The sequence below is a fragment of the Duganella sp. Dugasp78 genome, from assembly GCF_059491455.1.
The window spans coordinates 5,680,028-5,704,729 of sequence record NZ_CP168506.1; the positions used below are offsets into that span (position 1 = coordinate 5,680,028).

The window sequence follows — 24,702 nt, forward strand, 5'->3', positions numbered from 1 at the left end:
AATGCTCAGCACCGAACAAAAAGCCATCATCAGCGCCACCGTCCCTATCCTGGAACAAGGCGGCGAAACCTTGACCCGTCATTTCTACATGACGCTGTTCCGCGACTTCCCGCAGGTGAAGCCGATCTTCAACCAGGCCAACCAGGCTGACGGCAACCAGCAACGCGCGCTGGCCAATGCGGTGCTGATGTATGCGAAGAATATCGACCGGCTGGAGCAACTGGGACCCCTGGTATCGACCATCATCAACAAGCACGTCTCGCTGCAGATCCAGCGCGAGCACTATCCGATGGTGGGCGCATCGCTGCTGAAGGCGATCCGCGAAGTACTGGGCGCCGACGTCGCCACCGATGCCGTCATCGACGCATGGGGCGCGGCCTACGGCCAGCTGGCCGATATCCTGGCCGGCGCCGAGCAAGGCATCTACGAAAAGAATGAGGCGGCGGAAGGCGGCTGGAGCGGCACCCGCGAATTCAAGGTCGTCTCGAAGACGGCCGAAAGCGACGAAGTCACCTCCTTCGTCATGCAGCCCGCCGATGGTGGCAAGGTGGTGGCGCATGCGCCGGGTCAGTACATTGGCTTGCTGGTCAAGGTGAACGGCGAGGAGCAGCGTCGCCAGTACTCGCTGTCCGCCGCCAGCAATGGCAGCAGCTACCGCATCAGCGTCAAGCGCGAGGCGGGCGGCGCGGTGTCCAACCACCTGCACGACCACGTCGGCGTTGGCGACAGCCTGCAACTGGTGCCGCCGTCGGGCGACTTCACCCTGGCCGACAGCGACAAGCCGCTGGTGCTGATCAGCGGCGGTGTCGGCATCACGCCGACGCTGGCAATGCTGACGGCGGCGCTGACCACCGGCCGCCGCATCCATTTCATCCACGCCGCGCGCCACGCCAGCGTGCATGCCTTCCGCGACCACATCGACTCGCTGGCGGCGGAGCACCCGCAGCTGCAACGCTTCTACTGCTACGAAGCGGCCAACGACAGCGGTCCGCAACCGCACGCCACCGGCTACATCAACCAGCAGCAGCTGGACGCATGGCTGCCGGAGACGCGCGACGTCGAAGCCTACTTCCTCGGCCCCACGCCGTTCATGAAGGCCATCAAGTCGCACCTGCTGGGACTGGGCGTGCCGCAATCGCAGACCTACTACGAGTTCTTCGGTCCAGCCGAAGCACTGGGCTGATCCTCATCCCCCGATCAACGCGCGCAACTGCGGCTCCGGCACCGGGCGGCTGTACAGATAGCCCTGGTAACGCCGGCAGCCCAGTTCCTCCAGCAGCGCGCGCTGCGCCTGCGTCTCGACGCCTTCGGCGATGACCTCCAGTTGCAGGTTGCGGGCCATCGCAATAATGGTGCGCACGATGACCTGGTCGCTGCTGTCGCTGACCAGGTCGCGCACGAAGGACTGGTCTATCTTCAGTTGACTCAACGGCAGGCGCTTCAGATATTGCAGCGATGAGTAGCCGGTGCCGAAATCGTCCAGCGAAAACCGCACGCCGATCGCCTTCAGCTGCTGCATGCAGGCGATGGTGTCCTCGATCTTCTCCAGCAGCACACCCTCGGTCAATTCCAGCTTCAGCAAGCGCGGATCGATGCCATGCCGCTCCACCGCGGTACGCACCTCCAGCTCGAAATCCGGCTGATGGAATTGCTGCGCGCTGACGTTGATCGCCAGGACCAGATGCGCCATCCGTGGCACCGATTGCCAGGCCTTGAGCTGCGCGCATGCCGCCTCCAGCACCCAGTGGCCTATCGACAGTATCAAGCCGGTTTCCTCGGTCAGCGGGATGAAACTGGACGGCGACACCATTGTGCCGTCGCTACGCATCCAGCGTATCAGCGCCTCGGCGCCGCGCGCCTCGCCGTGCTGGTCGACCTGCACCTGGTAATGCAGCACGAACTGGCAGCGCTCGATCGCTTGCCGCAAATCGCTTTCCATCTGCGCCCGTTCGCTGATGCGTTCCTGCATCTGCCGGTCGAAGAAGCGCATGCCATTGCGACCCGCCTGCTTGGCCTGGTACATGGCGATATCCGCCTGCATCAGCAGGTCATCCGCCAGCGGCGGCTCGCCATTGTGGAACAGCGTCACGCCGATGCTCGGCGTGCTGCGGCAATGATGCAGCCCCAGTTGGTATGGCCGGTTCAACGCCGCCAGTATCTTGGTGCCGAGCGACTCAACTTCGCCCGCCGCCTCCAGCGCGCCGCTGTTCAGCCCTTCGACCAGCACCACGAATTCATCGCCGCCCAGGCGCGCGACGGTGTCGCCTTTGCGCAGGCTCGATTGCAGACGCTCCGCCACCTGCGAAAGCAGCAGGTCGCCCACGTTGTGCCCCAGCGTGTCGTTCAAGGTCTTGAAGTTATCCAGGTCGATGAACATCAGCGCACAGTGGCGGTCATGTTGGGTGCTGGCGGCCAGCACTTGCCGCAAGCGGTCCAGCAGCAGGCGGCGGTTGGGCAGCCGCGTCAACGGATCGTAGAACGCCAGGCTGCGGATTTCATCGTTGGCGGCCTTGCTGAGGGTGATGTCGGTCAGCGCGGCGACGTAGTTGGTGATGGCGCCATTGGCGTCGCGCACGGCGGTGATACTCAGGTGCTCGGGATAGACCTCGCCGTTCTTGCGGCGATTCCAGATCTCCCCTTCCCAAAGCCCGTCACGCGCGATGGCCGCCCACATCGAGGCGTAGAAGTCCGCCATGTGACGCCCGGAGCTCAACAGGCGCGGCGATTGTCCCACCACCTCCTCGCTGCTGTAGCCGGTGATGCGGACGAAGGCGCGGTTGACGCGCACGATGCGGCCGCGCGCGTCCGTCACCATCATGCCCTGCGCGGCTTCGAATACGGTGGCGGCCAGGCGCCGCGCCGCATCGGGGTCAGCGTCGGGGTCGGGCGTGGCGACCCGCGCCGGCAAACGGGCGCATAAGGAAGAAGTCATGATTAACCTTTGTTACTAACAATGGAGTTAGCGAAGGTTACTGATCCTCATCAAGAAAATAATTGATCTGGATCAAAGAAATTGCAGTTGCGGGTCACTACCATGAACGAATCGTCCAAAAAAGAGAAGTAGAAACTCATGAGCACATCCATCGAACGCAACAATTGCGCCGAGTGCGAGCATCGCATGACATGCGTGGGCGCCGCCGCCGGCAACCGGGACGCCAGCCAGCGCATACGCATCGCCCGCCACGCCAGCCTTTACGAGGCCGGCGACGCGGTCAGCGATCACATTTTCAACATCCGCTCCGGCAGCTTCAAGGTCTTGCGGGCCGCGTCCCAGCAGCCGGCGCAGATCATCGGCTTCGCGCTGGCGCCGGACTTCCTCGGCCTCGACGCGTTGGACCGCCAGCGGCACGCCAACACCGTCATCGCGCTGGAAGACAGCGAGGTATGCAGCATCAACTGGAACCGCCACGCCTTCGAGGGCCGCCGGCGCCCGGTGATGCGCGCCAGCCTGCACGCGCTGCTCAGCCGCGAGATCCGCCGCGAACAGCGGGCCGCCCTCATGCTGCGCAATACCCAGGCCGAGCAGCGCATGGCCGACCTGCTGCTGTCGCTGTCGCAGCGCCACGCCGAATACGGCCACCTGCCGGAGCAGTTCCGGTTGCCGATGTCGCGCTGCGATATCGCCAGCTACCTTGGCGTGACCGCCGAATGCGTCAGCCGCCTGCTGCTGTTGTTCCGGCAGCGCGCCCTGTTCGAACTGCGGCGCAGGGACATCAAGCTGCTGGACCTGACGGCGCTGCACCGCATGGCCATCGGCAGCGCGCCGGAAGCGGCAATGGTGGCATCATGACCGCGCTGGAACTGACCCAGTACCAGCTTGGCAGCCAAGTGCAACTGGCGCGCGGCCAGCATCTGTTCCGCTTGGGGACCGAGGCGCTGGGCGAATTGTATTTCGTCCGCGGCGGCCACCTGAAACTGTACCAGCCCGGTGACGACGGCGTACAGCGCATCATCGACTTTTCCCGTCCGGGCGACTGGCTGGGCGTCGACACGATAGGCGAGCAGTATCGGCACGCGTCGGCGCTGGCATTGACGGATTGCCAGGTGGACGTGGTGCAGTACCGCCACCTGGCAGAGTTGATGGACGAGGAGCCGTACAGCTGCGATCTGTTCAGCGCGATGCTGAGCCGCGAGATCGACCGCCAGCAGCTGGCCGCCGCCATCCTGCGCAGCGCCGGCGCCAGCCAGCGTATCGTGATGTTCCTGCTGCAGCGCGCGGGACCAGCGCCGCAAGCGCCGCTGCTGGAAGCCCACTCGCCGCTGCCGATGTCGCGCCAGGACATCAGCGACTACCTGGGCCTGACCCCGGCCACCGTCAGCCGCACGCTCAGCTCCCTCAAGCGCAGCGGCTGGATATCGCTGGGGCAGCGCGGCTTCACCATACTGTCCCGCTCCGCGCTGGAACAGCTGGCGGCCGGGGCGCCGCTGACCATCGCCCCCCAAGCCGCCTGACGCAGCGTCACACCGCCGACTTGGGACGGCGCCTGCGGGTGGTGATGCTCTCGCGGTTCAAGCCCCAGTTGTCGGTCTCCACTTCGTCGATGATGACGAAGGTGGTCGCCGGGTCCTTGTCCAGCACGCGGGTCAGCAGGTCCGTGACGCCCTCGATCAGCTCCAGCTTCTGGGCTGCCGACACGCCTTCCCTGGTCACGCGGATATTCACGTATGGCATGGCATGCCCCCTTACCAGGTGCCAGCGGTGGTGCCGCCGTCGACCGGCAGCACGACGCCGCTGGTGAAGCCGGATTCGGTCAGGTACAGCACCGCATCCACCACGTCCTGCACGCCGCCGATTTCGCCGCTCGGCGACAGCGACTTCAGAAATGTGCGGGTGCCCTCGTCCTTGGCGTGCAGCGGCGTATCGATAATGCCGGGAGCCACCGCGTTGACCTTGACGTTGGAAGCGGCCAGCTCCAGCGCCAGGCCGCGCGTGGCGCTATTCAGGCCGCCCTTGATGAGGATGGGCAGCAGCGACGGCACCTTGACGGTCGGCTGCAACGCCAGGCTGGCGGTGATGGTGACGATATGGCCGGCGCGGTTGGCGCTCATATGCCGCGCTGCCTCCTGCGATGGATAGAAGAAGCCCATCAGATTGGTGTTGACGATGGCCTGCACATCTTCCTGCGTGTAGTCGGCGACCGGCTTGGCGATGAAGATGCCCGCGTTGTTGATCAGGACATCGACCTTGCCGAAGGCCGCAACGGCGCGCGCGAACAATTCCCTGGCGGTGGCCGGATCGGCAATATCACCTGCCACCGGCAGGAAGTTGGCCGGGTTGCCCCACTGCGCGGCAGCGGTCTGCAAGCGGTCCAGCGTGCGGGCGTTGCCGACCACGTTGTAGCCGCGTTTGAGGTAAGCCTCTGCGATGGCGAAGCCGATGCCGCTCGATGCGCCGGTGACGATGACTGTTTTCATGATGATGCTCCTTTTGGGTTTCTGGTTTCTGGTTGTGGCGTTCAGCGACGCCATGCAGATCACTATACTTATGACTTCGCCGTTGATAAATGAGGAGCGATGCAAGATAATTGATACATCATGTAATCAATAAGGCCGGTATGAAGCGCAATTTCGACGACGTCCTGTTGGGCAGCATAGAACTGTTCTGCTTTGCGGCGGAACTGGGCAGCTTTACCGCGGCCGCCACAGCGGCCAGCGTGACGCCGGCCGCCGTCAGCCGCTCCATCGCCCGGCTGGAGGAACGGCTGGGCGTGCGCCTGTTCGTGCGCACCACGCGCCAGATCCGCCTGACGGACGGCGGCCGCACCTACTTCGAACAATGCCGGCAGGCGTTGTCGCAGCTGACGGAGGCGGAGCGCCAGGTCACGGGCGGCCAGGCCAAGCCGGCCGGCGCCCTGCGCATCAGCGCGCCGACGCCTTACGCGCACTACCGCCTGCTGCCTTTGATGGGAGAGTTCCGCAGGAAGTACCCGGAGGTGACGCTGGATATCCACGTCAGCAACCGCAATATCGACTTTGCCGACGAGGGCTATGACCTGGCGATACGCGGCCGCGCGCCGGCCGATTCCAGCCTCATCGCGCGCAAGCTGGAGGATGCGGAACTGGTGCTGGTCGCGTCGCCCGCCTACCTGAAGCGCCATGGCAAGCCACGCAAGCTGGAGGACCTGCACCAGCACGAATGCATACAGTTCGAACTCCCCAGCACCGGCAAACGCATCCCGTGGCAGTTCATGCGGGACGGCGCGCCGTTCGACATGCAGACCAGCGGCGGCTTGTGCTGCTCGGAGGACATGCTGGGCATCGTCACGCTGGCGCGCGCGGGAGCGGGTCTGGTGCAGGCCTACCGCTACATCGTCGAACAGGACCTGGCGCGCGGCGACCTGGTCGAACTTCTGCCGCAACACGGCGGCACGTCGCGGCCCTTCATCCTGCTGTATCCCCATGCGCGGCACCTGTCGCTGCGGGTGCGCACCTTTGTCGACTTCCTGGTGGAGAAGCTGCCGCGCCGCTAGGCCAGGCCAGGCTAGGCCAGGCTGTCCGCGAAGGCGCTGCGGGCCGGATGGTGCAGCACGTCCTTGCGCCAGACCAGCAGCGTTTCGACCCGGGCGATGTGCGGCGGCAGCGCGTGCTGGCGTATGGTCTTGGCCAGCTTGCGCTGGTTAAGCACTTCCTTCGGCATCAGCGCCACGCCCATGCCGGCGGCCACGCAGCCGATGATCGCTTCGAAGGTGCCGAATTCCGACACCCGCGCCGGCGCCAGGCCGCCCTCGGCGAACCACGCTTCCAGCAGGCGCCGGTAGGTGCAGCCGGAACGGAACACCAGCAGGTTGCGCCGCGCCAGATCCCGCGGCGACCTCACCGGCGGATGGCCGTGGCAGGTGATCAGCACCAGTTCCTCCTCAAACACCGGCAGCTGCGCCAGTTCGGCGTGCGGCACCGGGCCGGCCACCAGCGCCACGTCCAGCCGGTGCTTGAGGACCCCGTCCAGCAGCTGGTCGGTGGGCGCGGTGTCCAGTATCAGGTCCACCTGCGGGTGCTTGCGGTTGAAGGCGGCCAGCACCTGCGGCAGGCGCGCCGCCGCCGTGGTCTCCATCGATCCGATGCGCAGCTGGCCGGACGGCTTTTGATCCGGCTGCACGGCGGCCTGCGCCTCCTCCGCCAGTTGCAGCAGGCGATCGGCATAGGCCAGCAGGCGCGAACCCTCGACGGTGATCTGCAGCTTGCGGCCAGAGCGGTGGAACAGCGGCACGCCCAGCGACTCCTCCAGCTGCGTCAGCCGCGCCGACACGTTGGACTGGACGCGGTTCAGCCGCGAGGCGGCCAGCGTGACGCTGCCCTCTTCGGCTACCGCTTTAAAAATGCGCAGGGCGGAGAGCTCCATGGTAAATTCTTAAAATGAGATAGATAGCTTCATTATTATTCATTTTTTGAAATAGTCAAACCGTCCTATAGTGCAGTCATGAAAACCGACCGCACACCCTTCCCGGCCATCCTGCTCGCCTGCAGCTTCGCCTTCATCATCGTCCAGCTGGACGTCACCATCGTCAACGTCGCCTTGCCGCAGATAGGCCGCGAGCTGGGCGCGGACGTGGCGGACCTGCAGTGGGTGGTGGACGCCTACACGCTGGGCTTCGCTGTCTTCCTGCTGTCTGCCGGCGCGCTGGGCGACAAGTTCGGCTCGCGCCGCACCTTCCTGACCGGCTTCGCGCTGTTCACGGCTGCCTCGCTGGCGTGCGCCATGGCGCCCGGCGCCCTCGCCCTCAACATCGCCCGCGCGCTGCAAGGCGCCGGCGCCGCGCTGCTGGTGCCAAGCTCGCTGGCCATCCTCAACGCCACCTACGCCGACGACAAAGCCATGCTGGCCAAGGCCATCGCCTGGTGGACCGCCTCCGGCGGCATGTCGATCGCGGCCGGGCCGGTGCTGGGCGGCCTGCTGCTGTCGGTGGCGGGCTGGCGCAGCATCTTCTGGGTCAATATCCCGATCTGCGTGGCCGGCTTCTGGCTCACCTGCCGCGTGGTGCCCGCGTTAGCCGGCCGCGATCCGCATCGCTCGCTGGATCTGGCCGGGCAACTGCTAGCCATCGTCGCGCTGACCGGGTTTATCGGCGCCGTCATCGAATTCGAATCCCTGGGCTGGTCGCACTGGATGGTGCGCGGCGGGCTGGTTGCGGCGCTGGTGGCCGGCGCGCTGTTCCTCCGCGTCGAGGCGCGCAGCAAGTCGCCCATGCTGCCGTTGACGCTGTTCCGCAACCCGCCTTTCTCCGGCGCGGTGCTGTTCGGCGTGCTGATGAATTTTTCGTATTACGGCGTGATCTTCGTGCTCAGCTTTTACCTGCAAAAAGTACGCGGCTTCAGCGTGCTGCACGCGGGGCTGGTGTTCCTGCCGCTGACGGCCACCTTCATCCTGTCCAACATCGTCAGCGGCTGGATGGCGCCGCGCACCGGCTTGCGCACGCCGATGATACTGGGCGCCGCGATCGGCGCCAGCGGCTACGCGCTGCTGGGCTGGTGCGGCATATCGAACGACGCCACCTTCCTGCAGATGCTACCCGGGCTGGCGTTGATCCCGGCCGGCATGGGCCTGGCCGTGCCGGCGATGACCACGTCCATCCTGTCCGGCGTGGAGCGGCGCCAGGCCGGCACGGCGTCAGCGGTGCTGAACACCGCGCGCCAGGTGGGCGGCGCGGTGGGCGTGGCGATCTTCGGCGCGCTGGTGGCGGCCGGCGCCGGTGCCGGTGCCGCACTGGCCAACCACCACATCATCAACGGAATCCAGCTGGCGATGGCAGTGTCGAGCGCATTGCTGTTGTTGGCGGCGCTGCTGGCGTTTGCGTGTATCCGCCGGCCGGCGCCGGCGCCGCTTCGAGCCGTTGCGGACTGTCCTGGATAGACGGCGGCGACAGGCAGTTGTCGCACCGCCAGCAGCGCTCGAAGTCCGGCGGCCGGTCGCCGAAGTAATCGAGCAGCAGCTTCCAGCGGCAATAACCGCTTTGGGCGTACGACACCATCTGCTCCAGGCCCTGGCGGTCACGCTCGTTCTTGTCGACGTAGACCTGCGCCATCCTCTCGAATTCCGCAGCCTTCGGCCGGCCGCCCGTCAGCACATAGGCCAGTTTGCGGTTGCGCTTCAACAGCTTGCCGTCCTTGAGCATTTTCAGGCAGATCTTCAGTTGCCCGGCGGGCGTTTGCTCCAGCAGCGGCCTCAGTTCCGCCTCCGTGAACGACGCCTGGCCCAGCGCCACGGCCGCCTCGTAGACGGCCTTCAGCTCATCGGCCGACGGATAGTGCTTGCTCAGGAAGTACTGCTGCAGGCGCTTGTCCGCGTGGTAGTACAGCAGCGTGCATTCGGCGTCGAGCCCGTCGCGGCCCGCGCGGCCGGATTCCTGGTAATAGGCCTCCAGCTTGGCCGGCACCTGCAAATGGATGACGAAACGGGTGTCGGGTTTGTCGATGCCCATGCCGAAGGCGTTGGTCGCCACCATCACGCGGCGCTCGCCGCTCATGAACAGGTTCTGGTTTTCCACGCGTTCGGCGGCGCGAAGCTTGCCGTGGTAGATCGTGACGCGCTCGCCGGCCTGCCGCAGCAGCTCATGCATCTCCTCGGCCGCCTTGACGGTGGCCGCATAGATGATGCCGACGCCGGCGCTGTCGCGCGCCAGCTGCAACGCCGTCCCGTACTGCTCTTCCGGATTGGTCACCTGGCGCACGCGGTAATGCAGGTTAGGGCGGAAAATGCCGGTGTTGACGACTTCCATGCGCGGACGGCCCAGCTGTTGGCGGATATCGGCGATCACTTCATCGGTCGCGGTGGCGGTCAGCGCCAGCACTTGCGGATTGCCCAACGCATCGAGCGCCGCGCCGATCTCCAGGTAAGCCGGACGGAAATCGTGGCCCCAGTGCGAAATACAGTGCGCCTCGTCGATCACCACCAGCGAGACGCTGCTGCGCTTGAGCAGCGCCAGGAAATCCGGCGTCGCCAACCGTTCCGGCGTACAAAGGATCACTTCCTTTTCCGCGCGCTTGATCGCGTCCAGCGCGGCCAGTTCGTCGCCGCGCGACAGGCTGCTGTTGATCTGCGCCGCGCTGGCGATGCCGCCCTCCTCCAGCTTTTCGGCCTGGTCCTTCATCAACGATATCAACGGCGACACCACCACCGTGGCGCCGTCGAGCAGGCGGGCCGGCAGCTGGTAGCACAACGATTTGCCGCTGCCGGTCGGCATGACGGCCAGCGTGTCGCGTCCCGCCAGCACGCTCTCGATGACGCGCCGCTGGCCGTCGCGCAGCGCCTCCATACCGAATACCTTGCGCAGCACGTCGTCGATCTGCTTTCTTTGCCTGCCTTGCGGGCTTGCCATATCACTCTCCTTCAGCGGGATGCACCGCGGTGCGGACAGATTAGCCAGCGGCCTGCCGGCGGTATGTACGGCAGCGCACCCCCGCCCGCAACCGGCTGACGCATTCAGGCCAGGCGCAAGGTCCCGGCGGGCGTCCAAATCTGTCATACTTATGTTTTTTCGCTGGCAAGAATAGATGGACCCGAGACGAGAACATGTACGACGCTTGCTACAGGTGGACGCCCACATCTGCGACGTGGATGGCCAAAACTGCGCGGTGACGCAAATCATCGACATTTCCCGCATGGGCGTAGCCTTCCTCAGCGACCACCCGCTGCCGACCGACACCAACTATGTACTGACCTTCTGCTTCCCCGGCAGTTCCATACAAAACAAAGTCACGCTGACCGTGCTGCACAGCGCCCTGATCGGCACCCACGGCCGCTATCGCAACGGCGCGCGCTTCCTGGCCATCCCCGACCAGGCGGCCGAGCTGATATTCGAATACCTCACCAGCGCGCCCGAAGCCTGATGGTTTAAGTCAGCTCCCGCCCGCCGTGCTATGATTTTCCGCTTGTGTCATCTCGCGGAAAAAGCCCAGGATGTGGATCGTTCAAATCGCCTTGCGGCGCCCTTACACCTTCATTGTGATGGCGCTGCTGATTCTCTTGTCTACGCCACTGGTCCTGACCAAGATGGCGACCGACATTTTCCCCGAAATTAATATCCCGGTCGTCAGCGTCATCTGGCAGTACGGCGGCCTGTCGGCGCAGGAGATGGGACAGCGCGTCGCCAACTCGACTGAGCGCAGCCTGACCACCACGGTCAACGACATCGAGCATATCGAGTCGCAATCGCTGGCCGGATCGTCGGTCATCAAAATCTTCTTCCAGCCGGAAGCCAACATCCAGACCGCGATCGCGCAGGTGGTGGCGATCTCGCAGGCGCAATTGCGCCAGCTGCCGCCGGGGATGCAGCCGCCGCTGATCATCAAGTATTCCGCCTCCAGCATCCCGGTCATCCAGCTGGGCCTTTCCAGCCCGTCGATGACCGAGCAGGCGATGTTCGACACCGCCGTCAACTTCCTGCGGCCGCAGCTGGTCACCATTCCCGGCGCGGCCGTGCCCTACCCTTACGGCGGCAAATCGCGCCTGGTGTCGGTGGACCTGGACACCAGGGCGCTGCAGGCCAAGGGCTTGACGCCGACCGACGTGGTGACCGCCGTCAGCGCCCAGAACCTGATCCTGCCGTCCGGTACCGCCAAGATAGGCGGCACCGAATTCAACGTCAGCCTGAACGCCTCGCCCGACACCATCGCCGGCCTGAACCAGCTGCCGGTGCTGAGCAAGAACGGCAGCATCACCTACCTGTCCGAAGTGGCGCGGGTGCGTGACGGCTTCTCGCCGCAAACCAACATCGTGCGCCAGAACGGCGAGCGCGGCGTGCTGCTGTCGGTGCTGAAGAACGGCGGCTCGTCGACGCTGGACATCGTCAACACCCTCAAGGCCCTGCTGCCGAAGGCGATGCAGTCGCTGCCGGCGGAGCTGAAGATCACGCCGCTGTTCGACCAGTCGCTGTTCGTCAAGGCCGCGATCAGCGGCGTGGTGCGCGAGGCCATCATCGCCGCCGCGCTGACCGCCGCCATGATCCTGCTGTTCCTCGGGAACTGGCGCAGCACCTGCATCATCGCCGTGTCGATCCCGCTGTCCATCCTGTCGTCCATCCTGGTGCTGTACATGCTGGGCGAGACCATCAACATCATGACGCTGGGCGGCCTGGCGCTGGCGGTCGGCATCCTGGTGGACGACGCCACCGTCACCATCGAGAACATCGAGCGCCACCTGCACCAGGGCTCGGACCTGCACCAGGCCATCATGGAAGGCGCGGGCGAGATCGCCGTGCCGGCGCTGGTGTCCACGCTGTGCATCTGCATCGTGTTCGTGCCGATGTTCTTCCTGACCGGCGTGGCGCGCTACCTGTTCGTACCGCTGGCCGAGGCGGTGGTGTTTGCGATGATCGCCTCCTACATCCTCTCCCGCACGCTGGTGCCGACCATGGTCATGATGATGATGGACCACGCACCCGCTGCGGCGCAGGCCAGGCCGAACCTGCTGCAGCGGGTCTACCTGCGCTTCGACGCCGCATTCGAGCGCTTCCGCGGCGGCTACATCATCATCCTCTCCACGCTGCTGACGCACCGCAAGCGCTTCGGCGGCGCCTTCCTGCTGTTCTGCGTGCTGTCGCTCGGACTGGTGTTCGCCATCGGCCGCGACTTCTTCCCCAGTGTGGATTCGGGCCAGATCCGCCTGCACATGCGCATGCCGACCGGCACCCGCATCGAGGAGACCGCGCGCGTCGCCGACGAAGTGGAGAAAGCCATCCGCGAGCTGATTCCGAAGGACCAGCTGCAAACCATCCTCGACAACCTCGGCACGCCGTACAGCAGTATCAATCTCTCGTACAGCAACGCCGGCACCATCGGCACACTGGATGCGGAGATCCTGCTGTCGCTGCACGAGGACCACCGGCCGTCCAGGCTTTACGTCGACCAGCTGCGGCGCGAGCTGCCACAGCGCTTCCCTGGCGTGGAGTTCTTCTTCCAGCCGGCCGATATCGTCACGCAGATCCTCAACTTCGGCCAGCCGGCGGCGGTCGACATCCAGATCGCCGGCAAGGATTTGGCCAGCAACTACAACCTCGCCGCGCAGCTGATGAAGCAGGTCAAGCAGGTGCACGGCGCGGTCGACGTCCACATCCAGCAGCGCATGGACTTGCCGACGCTGGGCCTGACCGTGGACCGCAGCCGCATGAAGCAACTGGGCCTCAATCCCATCGACGTGGCGCAGAACCTGCTGGTGACGCTGTCCGGCAGCTCCGTGACGCAGCCGGCGTTCTGGCTCAATCCCAGCAATGGCGTGGTGTACAACGTGGCGGTGCAAACGCCGCAGTACCGCATCGACGATCTCGACGCGCTGCTGCGCACGCCGGTACGCGGCGCCGGCACGCCTGGCGCCGTGGGCGACGGCACCAGCGCAACCCAGCAATTGAGCAGCCTCGTGACCGTATCGCCATCGGCGCAGACGGCCATCGTCTCGCATTACAACCTGACGCCGGTGATCGATATCTTCGTCAGCGTCGAAGGCCGCGACCTGGGCGCCACCTCGGCCGACATCCAGAAGCTGGTCGACCAGATGAGCAGCAGACTGCCGCGCGGCAGCAAGATCGAAGTGCGCGGCCAGGTCCAGACCATGCACTCGTCCTTCGTCGGCCTGGGCGTCGGGCTGCTGATGGCGATCGTGCTGGTGTACCTGCTGATCGTGGTGAACTTCCAGTCCTGGGTGGACCCGTTCATCATCATCACCGCGCTGCCGGCGGCGCTGGCGGGCATCGTGTGGATGCTGTTCCTGACCGGGACCACGCTCAGCGTGCCGGCGCTGACCGGCGCCATCATGACCATGGGCGTGGCCACCGCGAACTCGATCCTGATGGTGTCGTTCGCGCGGCAGCGGCTCAACGACGGCCTGCCGCCGCTGTCGGCCGCGCTGGAGGCCGGCGCCACGCGTATCCGGCCGGTGCTGATGACCGCCCTGGCCATGATCATCGGCATGGTGCCGATGGCGATCGGCATGGGCGAAGGCGCGGAGCAGAACGCGCCGCTGGGCCGCGCCGTCATCGGCGGCCTGCTGTTCGCCACCGTCTCCACTTTGCTGTTTGTACCGATCGTGTTTGCGGGCATCCACCGCTATCTGGAACACCGCGCCGCGCGCCGGCTTCCGTCCACGCCTGCCGTCGCAGAAGGGAATACCTGACATGTCCGAAAATCGCCATGCCACACTTGGCATCCATCACACGCCGGATGATGGCGCGCACCACCATCCGCATCGCGGGCCCATTCTCCGGCGCGCCAAGCTGGCTGGCCTGATCGCCATCGTCCTGCTGCTGGCGGGCGGCGCGGCCACGCTGGCGCAGCGCGCCGTGCATGCGAACGCGCTCGCCGCAGCCACCGCCGAATTGAACCAGCAGTATGTGCTGGTCACGAGCGCCAAGGCGGCGCCGGGCGGCGAGCCGCTGTCCCTGCCCGGCACACTGCAAGGCAGCATCGAATCGCCGATCTACGCGCGCAGCAGCGGCTATGTGCTGCGCTGGACCAAAGACATCGGTGCGCGCGTGAACAAGGGCGATGTGCTGGCGGAGATCGATACGCCGGAAGTGGACCAGCAGCTGTCGCAAGCCGTGGCGGCGCGCCAGCAGGCGGCGGCCAGCCTGGAGCTGGCGAAAAGCTCGGCCGAGCGCTGGGAGGCCTTGCGCAAGAAGGACGCCGTCACGCAGCAGGAACTCAATGAACGCAACAGCGCCTTCACGCAGGCACAGGCCAACCTGGCGGCGGCCGACGCCAATGTGCGGCGCCTGCAAAAAACCGAGGAGTTCAAGCGCGTGGTCGCGCCGTTTTCCGGCGTGATCACCAGCCGCACCGTGGACGTCGGCGACCTGATCAACGGCGGCAATGGCGGCGCCGATCGCGCGCTGTTCCGGCTGGCGCAGGTGGACCCGCTGCGTGTGTACGTGTATGTGCCGCAGACCTACGCCCAGCGCATCAAGATCGGCGACCGCGTCACCATAACGCAGGCCGAGCTGACGGGCCAGAAGTTCAGCGGCACGGTGGTGCGCACGGCGGGCGCCATCGACGCGGCCACGCGCACCATGCAGATCGAGATCAACCTGCCGAACAAGGACAATGCGCTGCTGGCCGGGTCCTATGTGCAGGTGGCCCTGCCGCTCAGCGGCAGTTCCAACGCGCTGCTGGTGCCGTCCAACGTACTACTGTTCCGGCCGGAGGGGCCGCGTGTGGCGGTGGTGGGCGGCGACGGCAAGGTCAGGCTGCAGGCGGTCACGCTGGGGCATGACCTGGGTAACAGGATGGAAGTGCTGAGCGGGCTGACCACGGCCGAGCGGCTGGTGGTCAATCCTGCGGATTCGCTGGCCGATGGCGATGTGGTGTCGGTCAAGCAGGCCAAGGCCGAAGCTGGCGCGGGCGCGCCAGGGAAAGCGGCGCAATGAGCATGCGCCGCATACCGGGAGCGCACGGCGCGATGGCTGCAGCGCTGCTATTGGCCGGCTGCGCCGGTGCGCCGGTCTACGAAAGGCCCGCCATCGATCTGCCGGCGATGTGGCAATCCGCCGCGCCCTTCCGCGCCGGCGTGCCCAATGACGACGGCTTGAAGGGCAACTGGTGGGAAGTGTTCGGCGATGCGCAGTTGAACCAGCTGGCACAGCAAACGCTGGCACACAACCAAAGCCTGGCCGGCGCCGCCGCGAGGCTGGAACAGGCACGCTCCCAGGTGACGGTCAGCTCGGCCGGGCTGTTCCCGCAGGCCGGCCTGCAAGCCGGCGCGGCGCGGCAGAAGACCTCGGCCAACCGTCCGCTGGCGGCCTCCAACGCGAGCAATCAATCGGTGGTGCAGAATAATTTCCAGCTGGGCTATGCCGTCAGTTACGAGGCCGATCTGTTCGGCCGCGTGCGCAGCAGTGTGCAGGGTGCGCGCGCCACGGCCCAGCAAGCAGCCGCCGATGTCGAGAACATGCGTCTGGTGCTGTGCGCCGAACTGGCCGCCGACTATTTCAACCTGCGCGAGCTGGATGCGGAAATCGACGTGCTCAGGCAAGGCATCGTGTTGCAGCAGAAGGCCTACGATTTCATCCAGGCCCGGCACGAGCTGGGCGCGGCCACCGGCCTCGATCTGGCGCAACAGCAGTCGCTGCTGGATGCCAGCAAGACCCAGCTGGAACTGCTGCAAAGCCAGCGCTCGCAATACGAACACGCCATCGCCACGCTGACCGGCACGCCGGCACCCTCCTTCCGGCTGGCGCCCGCCGTGGTGGCCTTGACGCCGCCGTCGTTGCCGGCCGGCCAGCCATCGGACTTGCTGCAACGGCGGCCGGACGTGGCCTCCGCCGAGCGCGCGGTGGCGGCCGCCAACGCCAACATCGGCGTCGCCCGCGCCGCCTGGTTCCCGTCCGTGACGCTGCAATCGAGCGGCGGCTGGGACAGCAACCAGATGAGCAAGCTGCTGCAAGCGCCTAGCCTGCTGTGGTCGCTCGGCGCGGCCGTCACGCAAAGTCTGTTCGACGCCGGCAAGAGCGACGCCACCGTCGCCATCGCCCAGGCCGGCTACACGGGCGCGGTCGCCGGCTATCGCCAGAGCGTGCTGGTGGCGATGCAGGAAGTCGAGGACGGCATGTCCGGCCTGGCCGCGCTGGGCCGCGCGCAGGCGCTGTCCGACGCCAGCGTGCGCGGTTCGCGGCGCGTGCTGGAGCTGGCCAACGACCGCTACGCGGGCGGCGTTGAAACCTATTTCGACGTCATCACCGCCCAGCAGACGCTGCTCAACAACCAGCGCCTGGCCGTGCAGATCCGCGGCAAGCAGATGGTCAGCTCGGTCTACCTGGTCAAGGCGCTGGGCGGCGGCTGGACTACCAGCCGATATCCCTGAGCAACGGGAAGGTCAGGTCGCGCGGCGGCGCCACCTCGTGCGTCAGGTCGCCGTTGATGGACGGCTCCATCAGCTGGTTGGGGAAGGCGCTGACATCGTAGTGCGACACCGACGAACCCGGCTGGTTGGGGTCGGGCGCGTACATCAGCACGCGGCCGGCCGCGTCGGTGCCGGCGCGGATCGCGATGTTCACGCCCAGGTTGGCAAACACGCCGGAATGCGTGCGCGAGCGCGTGGCCAGTGCGGCCTTGAGCCGGTTGCCATCGTCCAGCGTGATGCGCACCGCCGGGATCACGATGCTGGGATCGGTGCCGCCCAGTCCGGGCGGCGGCGCGCCGGCCGTGTTGTCGACGATGATGACGCCGATGGCGCCGGCATCCTGCGCGTTCTTGACCTTGACCACGAAGAAGCAGGCGCCGCGATCGATCAGCGCGATCTTGTTGCGGACGGCGACCCGGTTCGCTTGCGACAGCGGGTCGCAGGCCAGGCCGAGATCGGGCGGCGTGTCGACCACCGGCATCACTTCCCCGGTCACGCCGGGACTGGCCAGCGGCGGTCCGAAACTGGCCGTGCCGACCTGGATGATGCCGGCGACGCTGGCCGGCGCCAGCATCGTCAACACCGGCGCGCCCTGCTGCAGCACCGTCTGCGCGGTTTGTTTGACGATGGCGCCGTTCCACACCAGCTTGCCGGACTTGAGGGCCGACGCGGCGCGTTCGACATTGCTCATGTCCTTCCACAGCTTGCCGGTGCTGGTGTCCAGCAGGAAGTAGTCCCAGATGCTGGGGATGCCGGCGTACAGCTCGCCGGTAATCTCGTCGGTATAGGTCTGGAAGCCCAGGCCGTGGGCGAATTCATGCTCCAGCACCGTCACCAGGTCGATTTCCGCGCCGTGGTTATCGTCCAGGCCGAGATAGAACGGCGTGCCGGTCAGGCAGCCCGGCTGTCCCAGGTTGACGTTGAAGCGGGCGCGGATGTCCGGCGAGCCGGGATCGACATCGGCGCCGACCAGCTTATTGGTTTCCGCCTTGCTGAACCAGGCGTTGGCGACCGGTGCGCCGGGGAAGTCCCTGAAAATCTCGAGCGCGCCGGCCGAGCCGAGCACCGCGCCGCCGTCGTCGCACGGCAAGGCTTCCCAGGTGGCGAGGATGCGAATCGGCACCGCGCTGGTCAGCGTCGCGCCCCATTTGCTGGCCGCCGCCTGGAATGCGTTGAGGCGCTGCGCGCCCAGCGTGGTGCCGGCATTGCCGCCGACCGGGGCCGTTGGCGTGGTGTCATTGAAACCGACGCCGGGGGCATCGCCGTTGACGACGGTGAGGGTCGCGGCCGCCCATGCCAGCGAGGAACACAGCAGCGCCACTGCCGCGATGAAGGCTGTCACGGTGCGCTTCATTTTTGTTCTCCTTGGGTGGCGCGGGCTTTGGGCGTGCTCGAGTAGGCGGTGCGCGAGCTGTCGAGCACCATGCCGACGCCGCCTTGCGGCGGGTGGATCATCCCGGGCGGGGCGGTACGCGCCCTCACCCCGGCTGCGCTGGCGTGGATGGCGGCGTCCAACGCAGCGGCCTGTTCGGGCGTGGGGTTGCCCAGCTTGCCGGTCGCGGGGTCCTTGTAGGCCTTCAGTCCGTCTGCTTGTTGCCCTGCGGCCTGCTGCGGTGTGACCTGCTGCGCGACCACGGTCACGTGCGGGAAGGTCATCACGCCGTCATCGGGCGCGGCCTGCGCCGCCGTTACCGCCATTGCCAGGCCGGACAGCGCCAGCCAGCTGGCCGGCTTGCGCGTAAGCGATACGCCGGCCAAGGCGCACAGGCCGAGCGCGATCAACGCCAGCGTGCCTGGCACCGGCACGGGTACTGGCGCCAATTCCGATGTCACGCTGATCCCATCGATGCCGATGTAGTTGGCGCCGGAATCCTCGTTGCTGCCCACGTAGCGGAAGGCCAACCTGCCGACGGCATCCGGCAACCCCAGGTCGGCTTCTTGCCAGCCGGTGTCGAAGGACGAGCCGAACTCGTGCAGCAACTGCCCGAATCCGCTGACGTCGGTGCTGGCGCCGTTGGGACTGAGGTAGACCTCGAACTTATCGAAGAAGTCGTCGCCGCCAAAGGGGCCGGCCGCATCGCTGGCGAGCAGGCGATAGTGGAAGTTCATCACGTCACCTGCGCTCAGGTGCAGCACCGGCGTCATCAGCCAGTCGTCAATGGCGCCGCCCAGTGTCGCGTTGTTGAAGTTGGCCGCGATGTAGGAGTTGAGGGCTCCGCCGTAGGAGTTGAACACCGCCGGGTTACCCTGGAACCAGGACGTGCTGCCCGGCGGCGAACTGTTGTTCACGATAACCCAGCCCTTGGCGGACAACGTGGAGACGTCGTCGAAGCCTTCGTCCAGCAACTGCACAATGGTTGCGGAAGCGGAAGTGGCAACGGTACAACCTGCGGCGACTGCAAGCAGCCCCGCCCAACGTTTAATCAAGTTCATGTCTATTCCCATCAGAAGAAGTTCGAATCGGGAAACCAGAGGTACGGCTCAACTTGCCTTGATTAGACCGATGCGCTACTCGTCAGTTCCCGCGCCGGCAAAAAAAATCCGGCGCAGTGGCCGGATGGTTGGGGGATCTTTACGCTCGCATGGTCAACTGACCGTCGTGGCGATCGCCATGCCGGCCTTCAGGGTCAAGGTCACCGGCGTCTTCTCGGCGATTTCGGCCATGCGGTTTTTTTGTTCGGCGTCCAGCGCGCCGGTGAAGGTCAGCGTGCGCTTGACCATCATGGCGCCATCGTTGCCGCGCGTCAGCTGCAAGCCGACATCGACCGCGTCCAGCGGCCACTGCTTGCGGTCGGCGTACATGCGCAGCGTGATGGCGGTGCATGCGCCCAGGCCCGCCAGCACGAAATCGTACGGCGCCGGACCGGCATCGCGGCCGCCGTTGCGTTCCGGCTCGTCCCCGACCAGCGTGTGGCCGCTGACCTCGATGGTGGTTTGGTAGCTGTCCCTGCCGATATGTGCGGTGCCGCGTGCCATGTGATTCTCCTATGTGAAGCCGCTATTTTATCCCGCGCCTCCCACCCTGCCACCTCCCTTAAGTAAAGTATTGTATATAGCAATCATTCTTACTACGGATCAAATGTAAAATATTGAACCTTCAACGATGACCAAGACGGCGCCGATGCGTCGGCCCGACTCACCATGCACAAGATATTCCTGACCGCCTGCCTCGCCACACCGCTGACCGCCCTCGCCCAGAATCAGACCCAGCCTGCCTCCGATAAGCCGGTCACCGCGGCCAAGCCCAGGGAGGCGGCGCCGGTGGTGCCGTCGGTCACGGTGTCCGGCGAGCGGCCGACCAACCGCATCGACCGCCAGGTGTACGACGTCAAGTCCGACATCAGCAGCACCAACGGCACCGCCGCCGATGCGCTCAACAACGTGCCGTCGGTGGCGGTCGATCCGGACGGCACGGTCACGCTGCGCGGCAGCACCAATGTGCAGATCCTGGTCGACGGCAAGCCGTCCGCCATGCTGCAAGGCGATAACCGCGGCCCCACGCTGCAGGCCTTGAACGCCGACGATATCGAGTCCGTCGAAGTGATCAACAATCCCGGCGCGCAGTTCGGCAACGAGGCCGGCGGCGGCCCCATCCTCAACCTGGTGATGCGCCGCAACCGCAAGCCGGGCGGCTTCGCCAACGTCAACGCCAACGCCGGTTACGCCGGGCGCTACAACAGCGCCGCGTCGGGCAGCTACAACGACGGACCGTGGGGCTTCCAGGGCGGCGTCTTCGCCCGCCATGACGGCCGCAACTCCACCGCCGTGGTCAGCCGCGACCGGCTCGATCCGTCGACCGGCGCCTTCGTCCACAGCAGCCAGAGCTCGTCCGGCGCCGGCCTGAACGACATGGGCGGCATGAACGGCATCGTCAGCTACAACCTCGGCCAGCATGACACATTGTCGGCCAGCGCCAACGTCATGGGCCGTGGCAACGACCAGCGCGGCCTCGACCACTACGTCAACGGCGCCACCGCCGGCTTCCCGGCCACCGACTACATGCGCACCACCGTCCGTGACGGCGACGCCAAAAACTTCAGCTGGGGCGGCCGCTACGACCACAAGGGCCAGCTGCCCAACGAGACGCTGAAGATTGACCTGCGCGTATCGGCCTCGGAGAACGACAGCAACAGCGCCTACGCCAACGACTACGCCGTCGGCAACCGGCCGGACAGCCGCGCCCACCAGCGCAACGACAGCAGCACGCACATCGTCGACTTCACCGGCGACTACGAGCGACCGCTGGCCGGCGGCAGCCTCAAGGCCGGCTACAAGGTCGCCACCAACAAGAATAATTTCGACACGCTGTACACCGACATCGATCCGCTGACCTCGGTGGCCGTGGTCAACCCGGCGCGCAGCAACCGCTTCGACCTGGAGGAAACCGTGGTGGCGCTGTACGGCTCCTACCAGCTCAAGCTGAACGAGAACTGGGGCGCGCTGGCCGGCCTGCGCACCGAATACACCGACATGGATATCCACCAGATCACCAGCGGAGTCGAGGCCAGGAACAGCTACACCAATCTGATCCCAAGCTTGTTCGCCACCTACAAGGCAAGCGAGACGGCCAATATGCGCTTCGCCTACGCGCGCCGCATCCGCCGTCCGAGCGCCAACGACCTCAATCCCTACGTGATGTATCGCGACGAGTTCAACGTCTCGTCCGGCAATCCGATGCTCAAGCCGACCAAGACCGACTCCTTCGAAGTGGGTTACGAAACCAAGTTCGGCGCGCTGGAGAGCAATCTACGAGGCTACTACCGCAAGGACACCGACGCCATCGTTGACTACCGCACCTTCATCGCCAACAACGTGCTGCTGACCACCCGCCAGAACGGCGAAGGCAGCCATGCGAGCGGCCTGGAATTCACGGTCAGCGGCAAGCTGACGCCGTCGCTGACGCTGAACTCCAGCGGCAACCTGGCGCGCATCCAGCAGACCACGCAGGACGACAGCGGCGCCCTGGTCACCCGCAGCGCCAACTCGCTGAGCGGCCGCGTGCGCCTGAACTACGCGGTCAGCGTCGCCACGCAAGTGCAGATGGCGCTGCAGATGCAGGGCAAGACACTGTCCGGCCAGGGTTACCGCTCGCCGAACAACACCTTCAACCTGAGCGTGCGCCAGGCCGTGACGCCGCGTCTGAGCCTGGTGGGCACAGTCACCGACCTGTTCAGCACCAACAAGATGGAGACCATCATCAACAGCGCCACGCTGCGCGAGACCAGCACCCGCCGCTTCGACGGCCGGGTGTTCTACCTGGGCCTGTCCTACCGCCTGGGCGGCCCCGCGACGGCGGCCGACTCGCACAACGAGCCGCGCTTCGGCCCGCCGCAAGGCTGAATCCATTGGGGGTCAAGTCTGACATTCGGACACGGCCTCTGCTGTAGCGACCGCTACAGCAGAGGCCGTGTCCGAATGTCAGACTTGACCCCCGTGTTTATTTCACCACCGCCAGCTTTTCGCGCTTGGCGTTGCGGAAGGTGAAGATCGTCAGCACGCCGTCCTGCACGTCGCCGCGCGCGTCGAAGGTGATGTTGCCGGTCACGCCCTTGTGCGTGATCTTGGCCAGCACCGGCAGGTACTTGGCCGGCTCCGGCGAGCCGGCCTTCTGCATCGCCTCGACCATCGTCATCAGCGCGTCATAGGTGTACGGCGAGTAGGTCTGCACGTCGATGCCGAATTTCTTCTTGTACGCCACGCGGAAATCGGCCATGCCTTTTTCCTGCGAGGGCTCGACCCCGCCCGCCTCGGCGCAGATCACCTGGCCGTCACTCATGGCGTCGCCCGCCAGGCGCGGCACCCCATCCGAACACATGCCGTCGCCGCCCATGAACTTGAGCGGCATCGCCAGCGCCTTCATCTGGCGCAGCATCGGGCCGGCCACGGCGTCCATGCCGCCGAAGAACACCATGTCCGGCTTGGTCGCCTTGATGGCGGTGAGGATGGCGTTGAAGTCGGTGGCCTTGTCGGTGGTGAACTGGGTCGACACCACCGTGGTGCCGGTCGCGGCGCCGGAGCGCTTGACGTTCTTGACGAATTCGTCGACCAGGCCCTTGCCGTAGGCGGTGCGGTCGTCGATGACGGCGATGCGCTTGGCCTTGACGTTCTGCATCGCGTAGCGCGCCAGCGCCGCCCCCAGCTGCTCGTCGTTGGCGATGTTGCGGAAGGCGGTCTCGTAGTGCTGGCGCGTGTACAGCGGGTTGGTGGCCGACGGCGAGATCTGCGGTATGCCGGCGTCGTGGTAGATGCGCGAGGCCGGGATCGTCGTGCCCGAGGTCTCATGCCCGATCACGCCGTTGACCCTGGCGTCCACCAGCTTTTGCGCGGCGGTGGTGCCCTGCTTGGGATCGGCGGCGTCGTCCTCCGCCTGCAACACGATCTTGTACTTCTTGCCGCCGATGACCACGCCCTTGGCGTTGAGCTCGTCGACCGCCATGCGGGCACCGTTTTCATTGTCCTTGCCCAGGTGGGCGATGGCGCCCGAAGTTGCCGCCACATGGCCGATCCTGATGATCTCTTCCGCCTGCGCGGCGCCGGTGGCAAGCAGAGCCAGCGCAAGCGCCTGGCCAGTTGTTTTTATTGTCAGTCGCATAAGATTTTTGAGTCATCCTCATTGGTTAACTAATCAAGGATACCATCAGGCAAATATCCATGCAGCCGTGCGTGCTGACTTCTCTATCTGAAGTAGAATAATAAATCGAAACATTTGCCGTAAAGACACTTTGCATGGAAACTTCACAACGCATCGCCCGCTCCAAGCCGCTGGCGACCACCGCAATGCACGGCCGCGTTGACGTCATGAAGGCACGCGGCGAGGATGTGATCGACTTTTCCATTGCGATTTCCCATTTCCAGGCGCCGGACAGCGTGCTGCAATCGGTGCTGGAGGGCTTGAAGCAGCCGTCCCTGGCCTACACCGCGGTGGGCGGCGACGCCGGTATCCGCGCCCGGCTGGCCGCCAAGGTCGCCAGGGAAAACGGCATCGCCGCCGACGCCAGCCAGATCATCGTCACCAACGGCGCCAAGCAGGCCTTGTACCAGGCGCTGTACGTAATGGCCGATCCGGGCGACGCCGTCATCATCCTCAAGCCCTACTGGCCGGCCTACGTCGCCACCTGCAAGTTGCTGGGGCTGGAGCCGGTGCTGGTCGACATGCCGGCCACCATCACCGCCGAATTCCTCGACAGTCTGCCGCCGGCCAAGATCCTCATCATCAACAATCCGCACAATCCCACCGGCGGCGTGCTGCGGGCCGAGGAAATCGACCGCATCGCCGGCTGGCTCCAACGCAGCGGCACCGGCGCCATCGTCGACGAGAGCTACGAAAAGCTGATCTTCGAAGGCGTGCATACCAGCCTGGCCGCGCGGCCGGACTGGCAGGACATCGGCATCGTCAGCATTTATTCCGCCTCGCAGAGTTACGCGATGATGGGCTGGCGCGCCGGTTTCGCGGTGGCGCCGGCCCATATCGTCAGCGCGATGGAGACGCTGCAAGGACCGATCACCGCCGCCGCGCCCATGCTGATGCAGCTGGCGCTGGCCGCCGCCTTCGAATCCGGCGAACCGACGACGATGCTGTGCGACTACCGCCAGCGCCGCGACCTGGTGCTGGACCTGGTAGGCGCCCTGCCCTGGCTGCGCATGCAACGCCCCGCTTCCGGCCCGTATCTGTGGGGCGACGTCTCGGCACTGACCACGGACACCCGGCAATTCGCCGAGCAGTTGCTGAACGAGTATGCGGTGGCGGTGATGCCGGGCGAAGCCTTGGGTGCGCCAGGATACATCCGCATCGGTTATATTTCGGACGACATCGCCACGCTGCGGCGCGGTATCCAGGCGATCATCCGCTACGGCAACGCACGTTATCGGGCCCGGTAAGC

The 24,702-nt window shown here is 65.8% G+C and carries 19 protein-coding genes and 1 pseudogene; 11 read left to right on the forward strand and 9 right to left on the reverse strand.

Features of this window, described 5'->3' with window-relative positions:
• Window position 1 precedes the first annotated feature (1 nt).
• Complete coding sequence (gene hmpA / locus ACEN9O_RS25165) at window positions 2–1,183, forward strand: NO-inducible flavohemoprotein (RefSeq protein WP_495614529.1); 1,182 nt, start codon at window positions 2–4, stop codon at window positions 1,181–1,183.
• 3 nt (window positions 1,184–1,186) lie between these two features.
• Here hmpA and ACEN9O_RS25170 read toward each other — a convergent pair whose 3' ends face one another.
• Entirely contained in the window at window positions 1,187–2,932 is a 1,746-nt protein-coding gene (locus ACEN9O_RS25170; RefSeq protein ID WP_495614530.1) for a putative bifunctional diguanylate cyclase/phosphodiesterase, read from the reverse strand.
• 138 nt (window positions 2,933–3,070) lie between these two features.
• Between ACEN9O_RS25170 and ACEN9O_RS25175 the strand changes: the two genes are divergently transcribed.
• Both ACEN9O_RS25175 and ACEN9O_RS25180 read left to right on the forward strand, forming a co-directional pair.
• The gene (locus ACEN9O_RS25175) at window positions 3,071–3,790 is read left to right on the forward strand and encodes a helix-turn-helix domain-containing protein (protein ID WP_495614531.1); all 720 of its coding nucleotides are present in this window, start codon (window positions 3,071–3,073) and stop codon (window positions 3,788–3,790) included.
• Window positions 3,787–4,452 (forward strand): Crp/Fnr family transcriptional regulator, encoded by a 666-nt coding sequence (locus ACEN9O_RS25180; protein ID WP_495614532.1) that lies wholly within the window; start codon window positions 3,787–3,789, stop codon window positions 4,450–4,452. The genes ACEN9O_RS25175 and ACEN9O_RS25180 overlap by 4 nt, the downstream gene beginning before the upstream one ends.
• 7 nt (window positions 4,453–4,459) lie before the next feature.
• Here the strand turns inward: ACEN9O_RS25180 and ACEN9O_RS25185 are convergent, their stop codons facing one another.
• Together ACEN9O_RS25185 and ACEN9O_RS25190 are read right to left on the reverse strand one after the other, a co-directional pair.
• Window positions 4,460–4,672, reverse strand: a complete 213-nt coding sequence (locus tag ACEN9O_RS25185) for a 2-hydroxymuconate tautomerase family protein (protein ID WP_495614533.1) — start codon at window positions 4,670–4,672, stop codon at window positions 4,460–4,462.
• 11 nt (window positions 4,673–4,683) lie between these two features.
• A complete protein-coding gene (locus tag ACEN9O_RS25190; RefSeq protein WP_495614534.1) occupies window positions 4,684–5,415 on the reverse strand; it encodes an SDR family NAD(P)-dependent oxidoreductase in 732 nt (243 codons plus the stop codon).
• A gap of 140 nt (window positions 5,416–5,555) precedes the next feature.
• Between ACEN9O_RS25190 and ACEN9O_RS25195 the strand changes: the two genes are divergently transcribed.
• Entirely contained in the window at window positions 5,556–6,470 is a 915-nt protein-coding gene (locus tag ACEN9O_RS25195; protein ID WP_495614535.1) for a LysR family transcriptional regulator, read from the forward strand.
• 11 nt (window positions 6,471–6,481) lie between these two features.
• On the opposite strand, the gene ACEN9O_RS25200 is transcribed toward ACEN9O_RS25195, so the two are convergent.
• Window positions 6,482–7,339: a LysR family transcriptional regulator gene (locus ACEN9O_RS25200; RefSeq protein WP_495614536.1), complete on the reverse strand. Its 858-nt coding sequence runs from the start codon at window positions 7,337–7,339 to the stop codon at window positions 6,482–6,484.
• 78 nt (window positions 7,340–7,417) lie between these two features.
• Between ACEN9O_RS25200 and ACEN9O_RS25205 the strand changes: the two genes are divergently transcribed.
• Window positions 7,418–8,848: an MFS transporter gene (locus ACEN9O_RS25205; protein ID WP_495614537.1), complete on the forward strand. Its 1,431-nt coding sequence runs from the start codon at window positions 7,418–7,420 to the stop codon at window positions 8,846–8,848.
• A 22-nt stretch (window positions 8,849–8,870) separates the two neighbouring features.
• Here ACEN9O_RS25205 and ACEN9O_RS25210 read toward each other — a convergent pair.
• A pseudogene (locus ACEN9O_RS25210) lies at window positions 8,871–10,598 on the reverse strand (RecQ family ATP-dependent DNA helicase); the annotation flags it as partial.
• Between ACEN9O_RS25210 and ACEN9O_RS25215 the strand changes: the two are divergent.
• The 4 genes from ACEN9O_RS25215 (at window position 10,489) to ACEN9O_RS25230 (ending at window position 16,783) form a co-directional block, all read left to right on the forward strand.
• Window positions 10,489–10,824, forward strand: coding sequence for a PilZ domain-containing protein (locus ACEN9O_RS25215; RefSeq protein WP_495614538.1), 336 nt, complete (start codon window positions 10,489–10,491; stop codon window positions 10,822–10,824). The pseudogene ACEN9O_RS25210 and the gene ACEN9O_RS25215 overlap by 110 nt on opposite strands.
• A 70-nt stretch (window positions 10,825–10,894) precedes the next feature.
• Window positions 10,895–14,101 (forward strand): efflux RND transporter permease subunit, encoded by a 3,207-nt coding sequence (locus tag ACEN9O_RS25220; protein WP_495614539.1) that lies wholly within the window; start codon window positions 10,895–10,897, stop codon window positions 14,099–14,101.
• A gap of 1 nt (window position 14,102) precedes the next feature.
• Window positions 14,103–15,350: an efflux RND transporter periplasmic adaptor subunit gene (locus ACEN9O_RS25225; protein ID WP_495614540.1), complete on the forward strand. Its 1,248-nt coding sequence runs from the start codon at window positions 14,103–14,105 to the stop codon at window positions 15,348–15,350.
• Window positions 15,347–16,783, forward strand: a complete 1,437-nt coding sequence (locus tag ACEN9O_RS25230) for an efflux transporter outer membrane subunit (protein ID WP_495614541.1) — start codon at window positions 15,347–15,349, stop codon at window positions 16,781–16,783. Before ACEN9O_RS25225 ends, ACEN9O_RS25230 begins: the two co-directional genes overlap by 4 nt.
• Here ACEN9O_RS25230 and ACEN9O_RS25235 read toward each other — a convergent pair.
• The 3 genes from ACEN9O_RS25235 to ACEN9O_RS25245 all read right to left on the reverse strand — a co-directional run bounded on the left by ACEN9O_RS25235 (window position 16,764) and on the right by ACEN9O_RS25245 (window position 19,798).
• On the reverse strand, window positions 16,764–18,176 hold the full coding sequence (locus ACEN9O_RS25235) for a PA domain-containing protein (protein ID WP_495614542.1): 1,413 nt from the start codon (window positions 18,174–18,176) through the stop codon (window positions 16,764–16,766). The two genes, ACEN9O_RS25230 and ACEN9O_RS25235, sit on opposite strands and share 20 nt — an antisense overlap.
• Window positions 18,173–19,255, reverse strand: a complete 1,083-nt coding sequence (locus ACEN9O_RS25240; protein ID WP_495614543.1) for a choice-of-anchor J domain-containing protein — start codon at window positions 19,253–19,255, stop codon at window positions 18,173–18,175. The genes ACEN9O_RS25235 and ACEN9O_RS25240 overlap by 4 nt, the downstream gene beginning before the upstream one ends.
• Window positions 19,256–19,408: 153 nt before the next feature.
• Window positions 19,409–19,798 (reverse strand): OsmC family protein, encoded by a 390-nt coding sequence (locus tag ACEN9O_RS25245; protein WP_495614544.1) that lies wholly within the window; start codon window positions 19,796–19,798, stop codon window positions 19,409–19,411.
• Window positions 19,799–19,963: 165 nt separating this feature from the next.
• Between ACEN9O_RS25245 and ACEN9O_RS25250 the strand changes: the two genes are divergently transcribed.
• Window positions 19,964–22,162 (forward strand): TonB-dependent receptor domain-containing protein, encoded by a 2,199-nt coding sequence (locus tag ACEN9O_RS25250; RefSeq protein WP_495614545.1) that lies wholly within the window; start codon window positions 19,964–19,966, stop codon window positions 22,160–22,162.
• A gap of 97 nt (window positions 22,163–22,259) precedes the next feature.
• Here the strand turns inward: ACEN9O_RS25250 and ACEN9O_RS25255 are convergent, their stop codons facing one another.
• The gene (locus tag ACEN9O_RS25255; protein WP_495614546.1) at window positions 22,260–23,414 is read right to left on the reverse strand and encodes a branched-chain amino acid ABC transporter substrate-binding protein; all 1,155 of its coding nucleotides are present in this window, start codon (window positions 23,412–23,414) and stop codon (window positions 22,260–22,262) included.
• A 134-nt stretch (window positions 23,415–23,548) separates the two neighbouring features.
• Between ACEN9O_RS25255 and ACEN9O_RS25260 the strand changes: the two genes are divergently transcribed.
• Window positions 23,549–24,700 (forward strand): pyridoxal phosphate-dependent aminotransferase, encoded by a 1,152-nt coding sequence (locus ACEN9O_RS25260; RefSeq protein ID WP_495614547.1) that lies wholly within the window; start codon window positions 23,549–23,551, stop codon window positions 24,698–24,700.
• The last annotated feature ends 2 nt before the right edge of the window (window positions 24,701–24,702 follow it).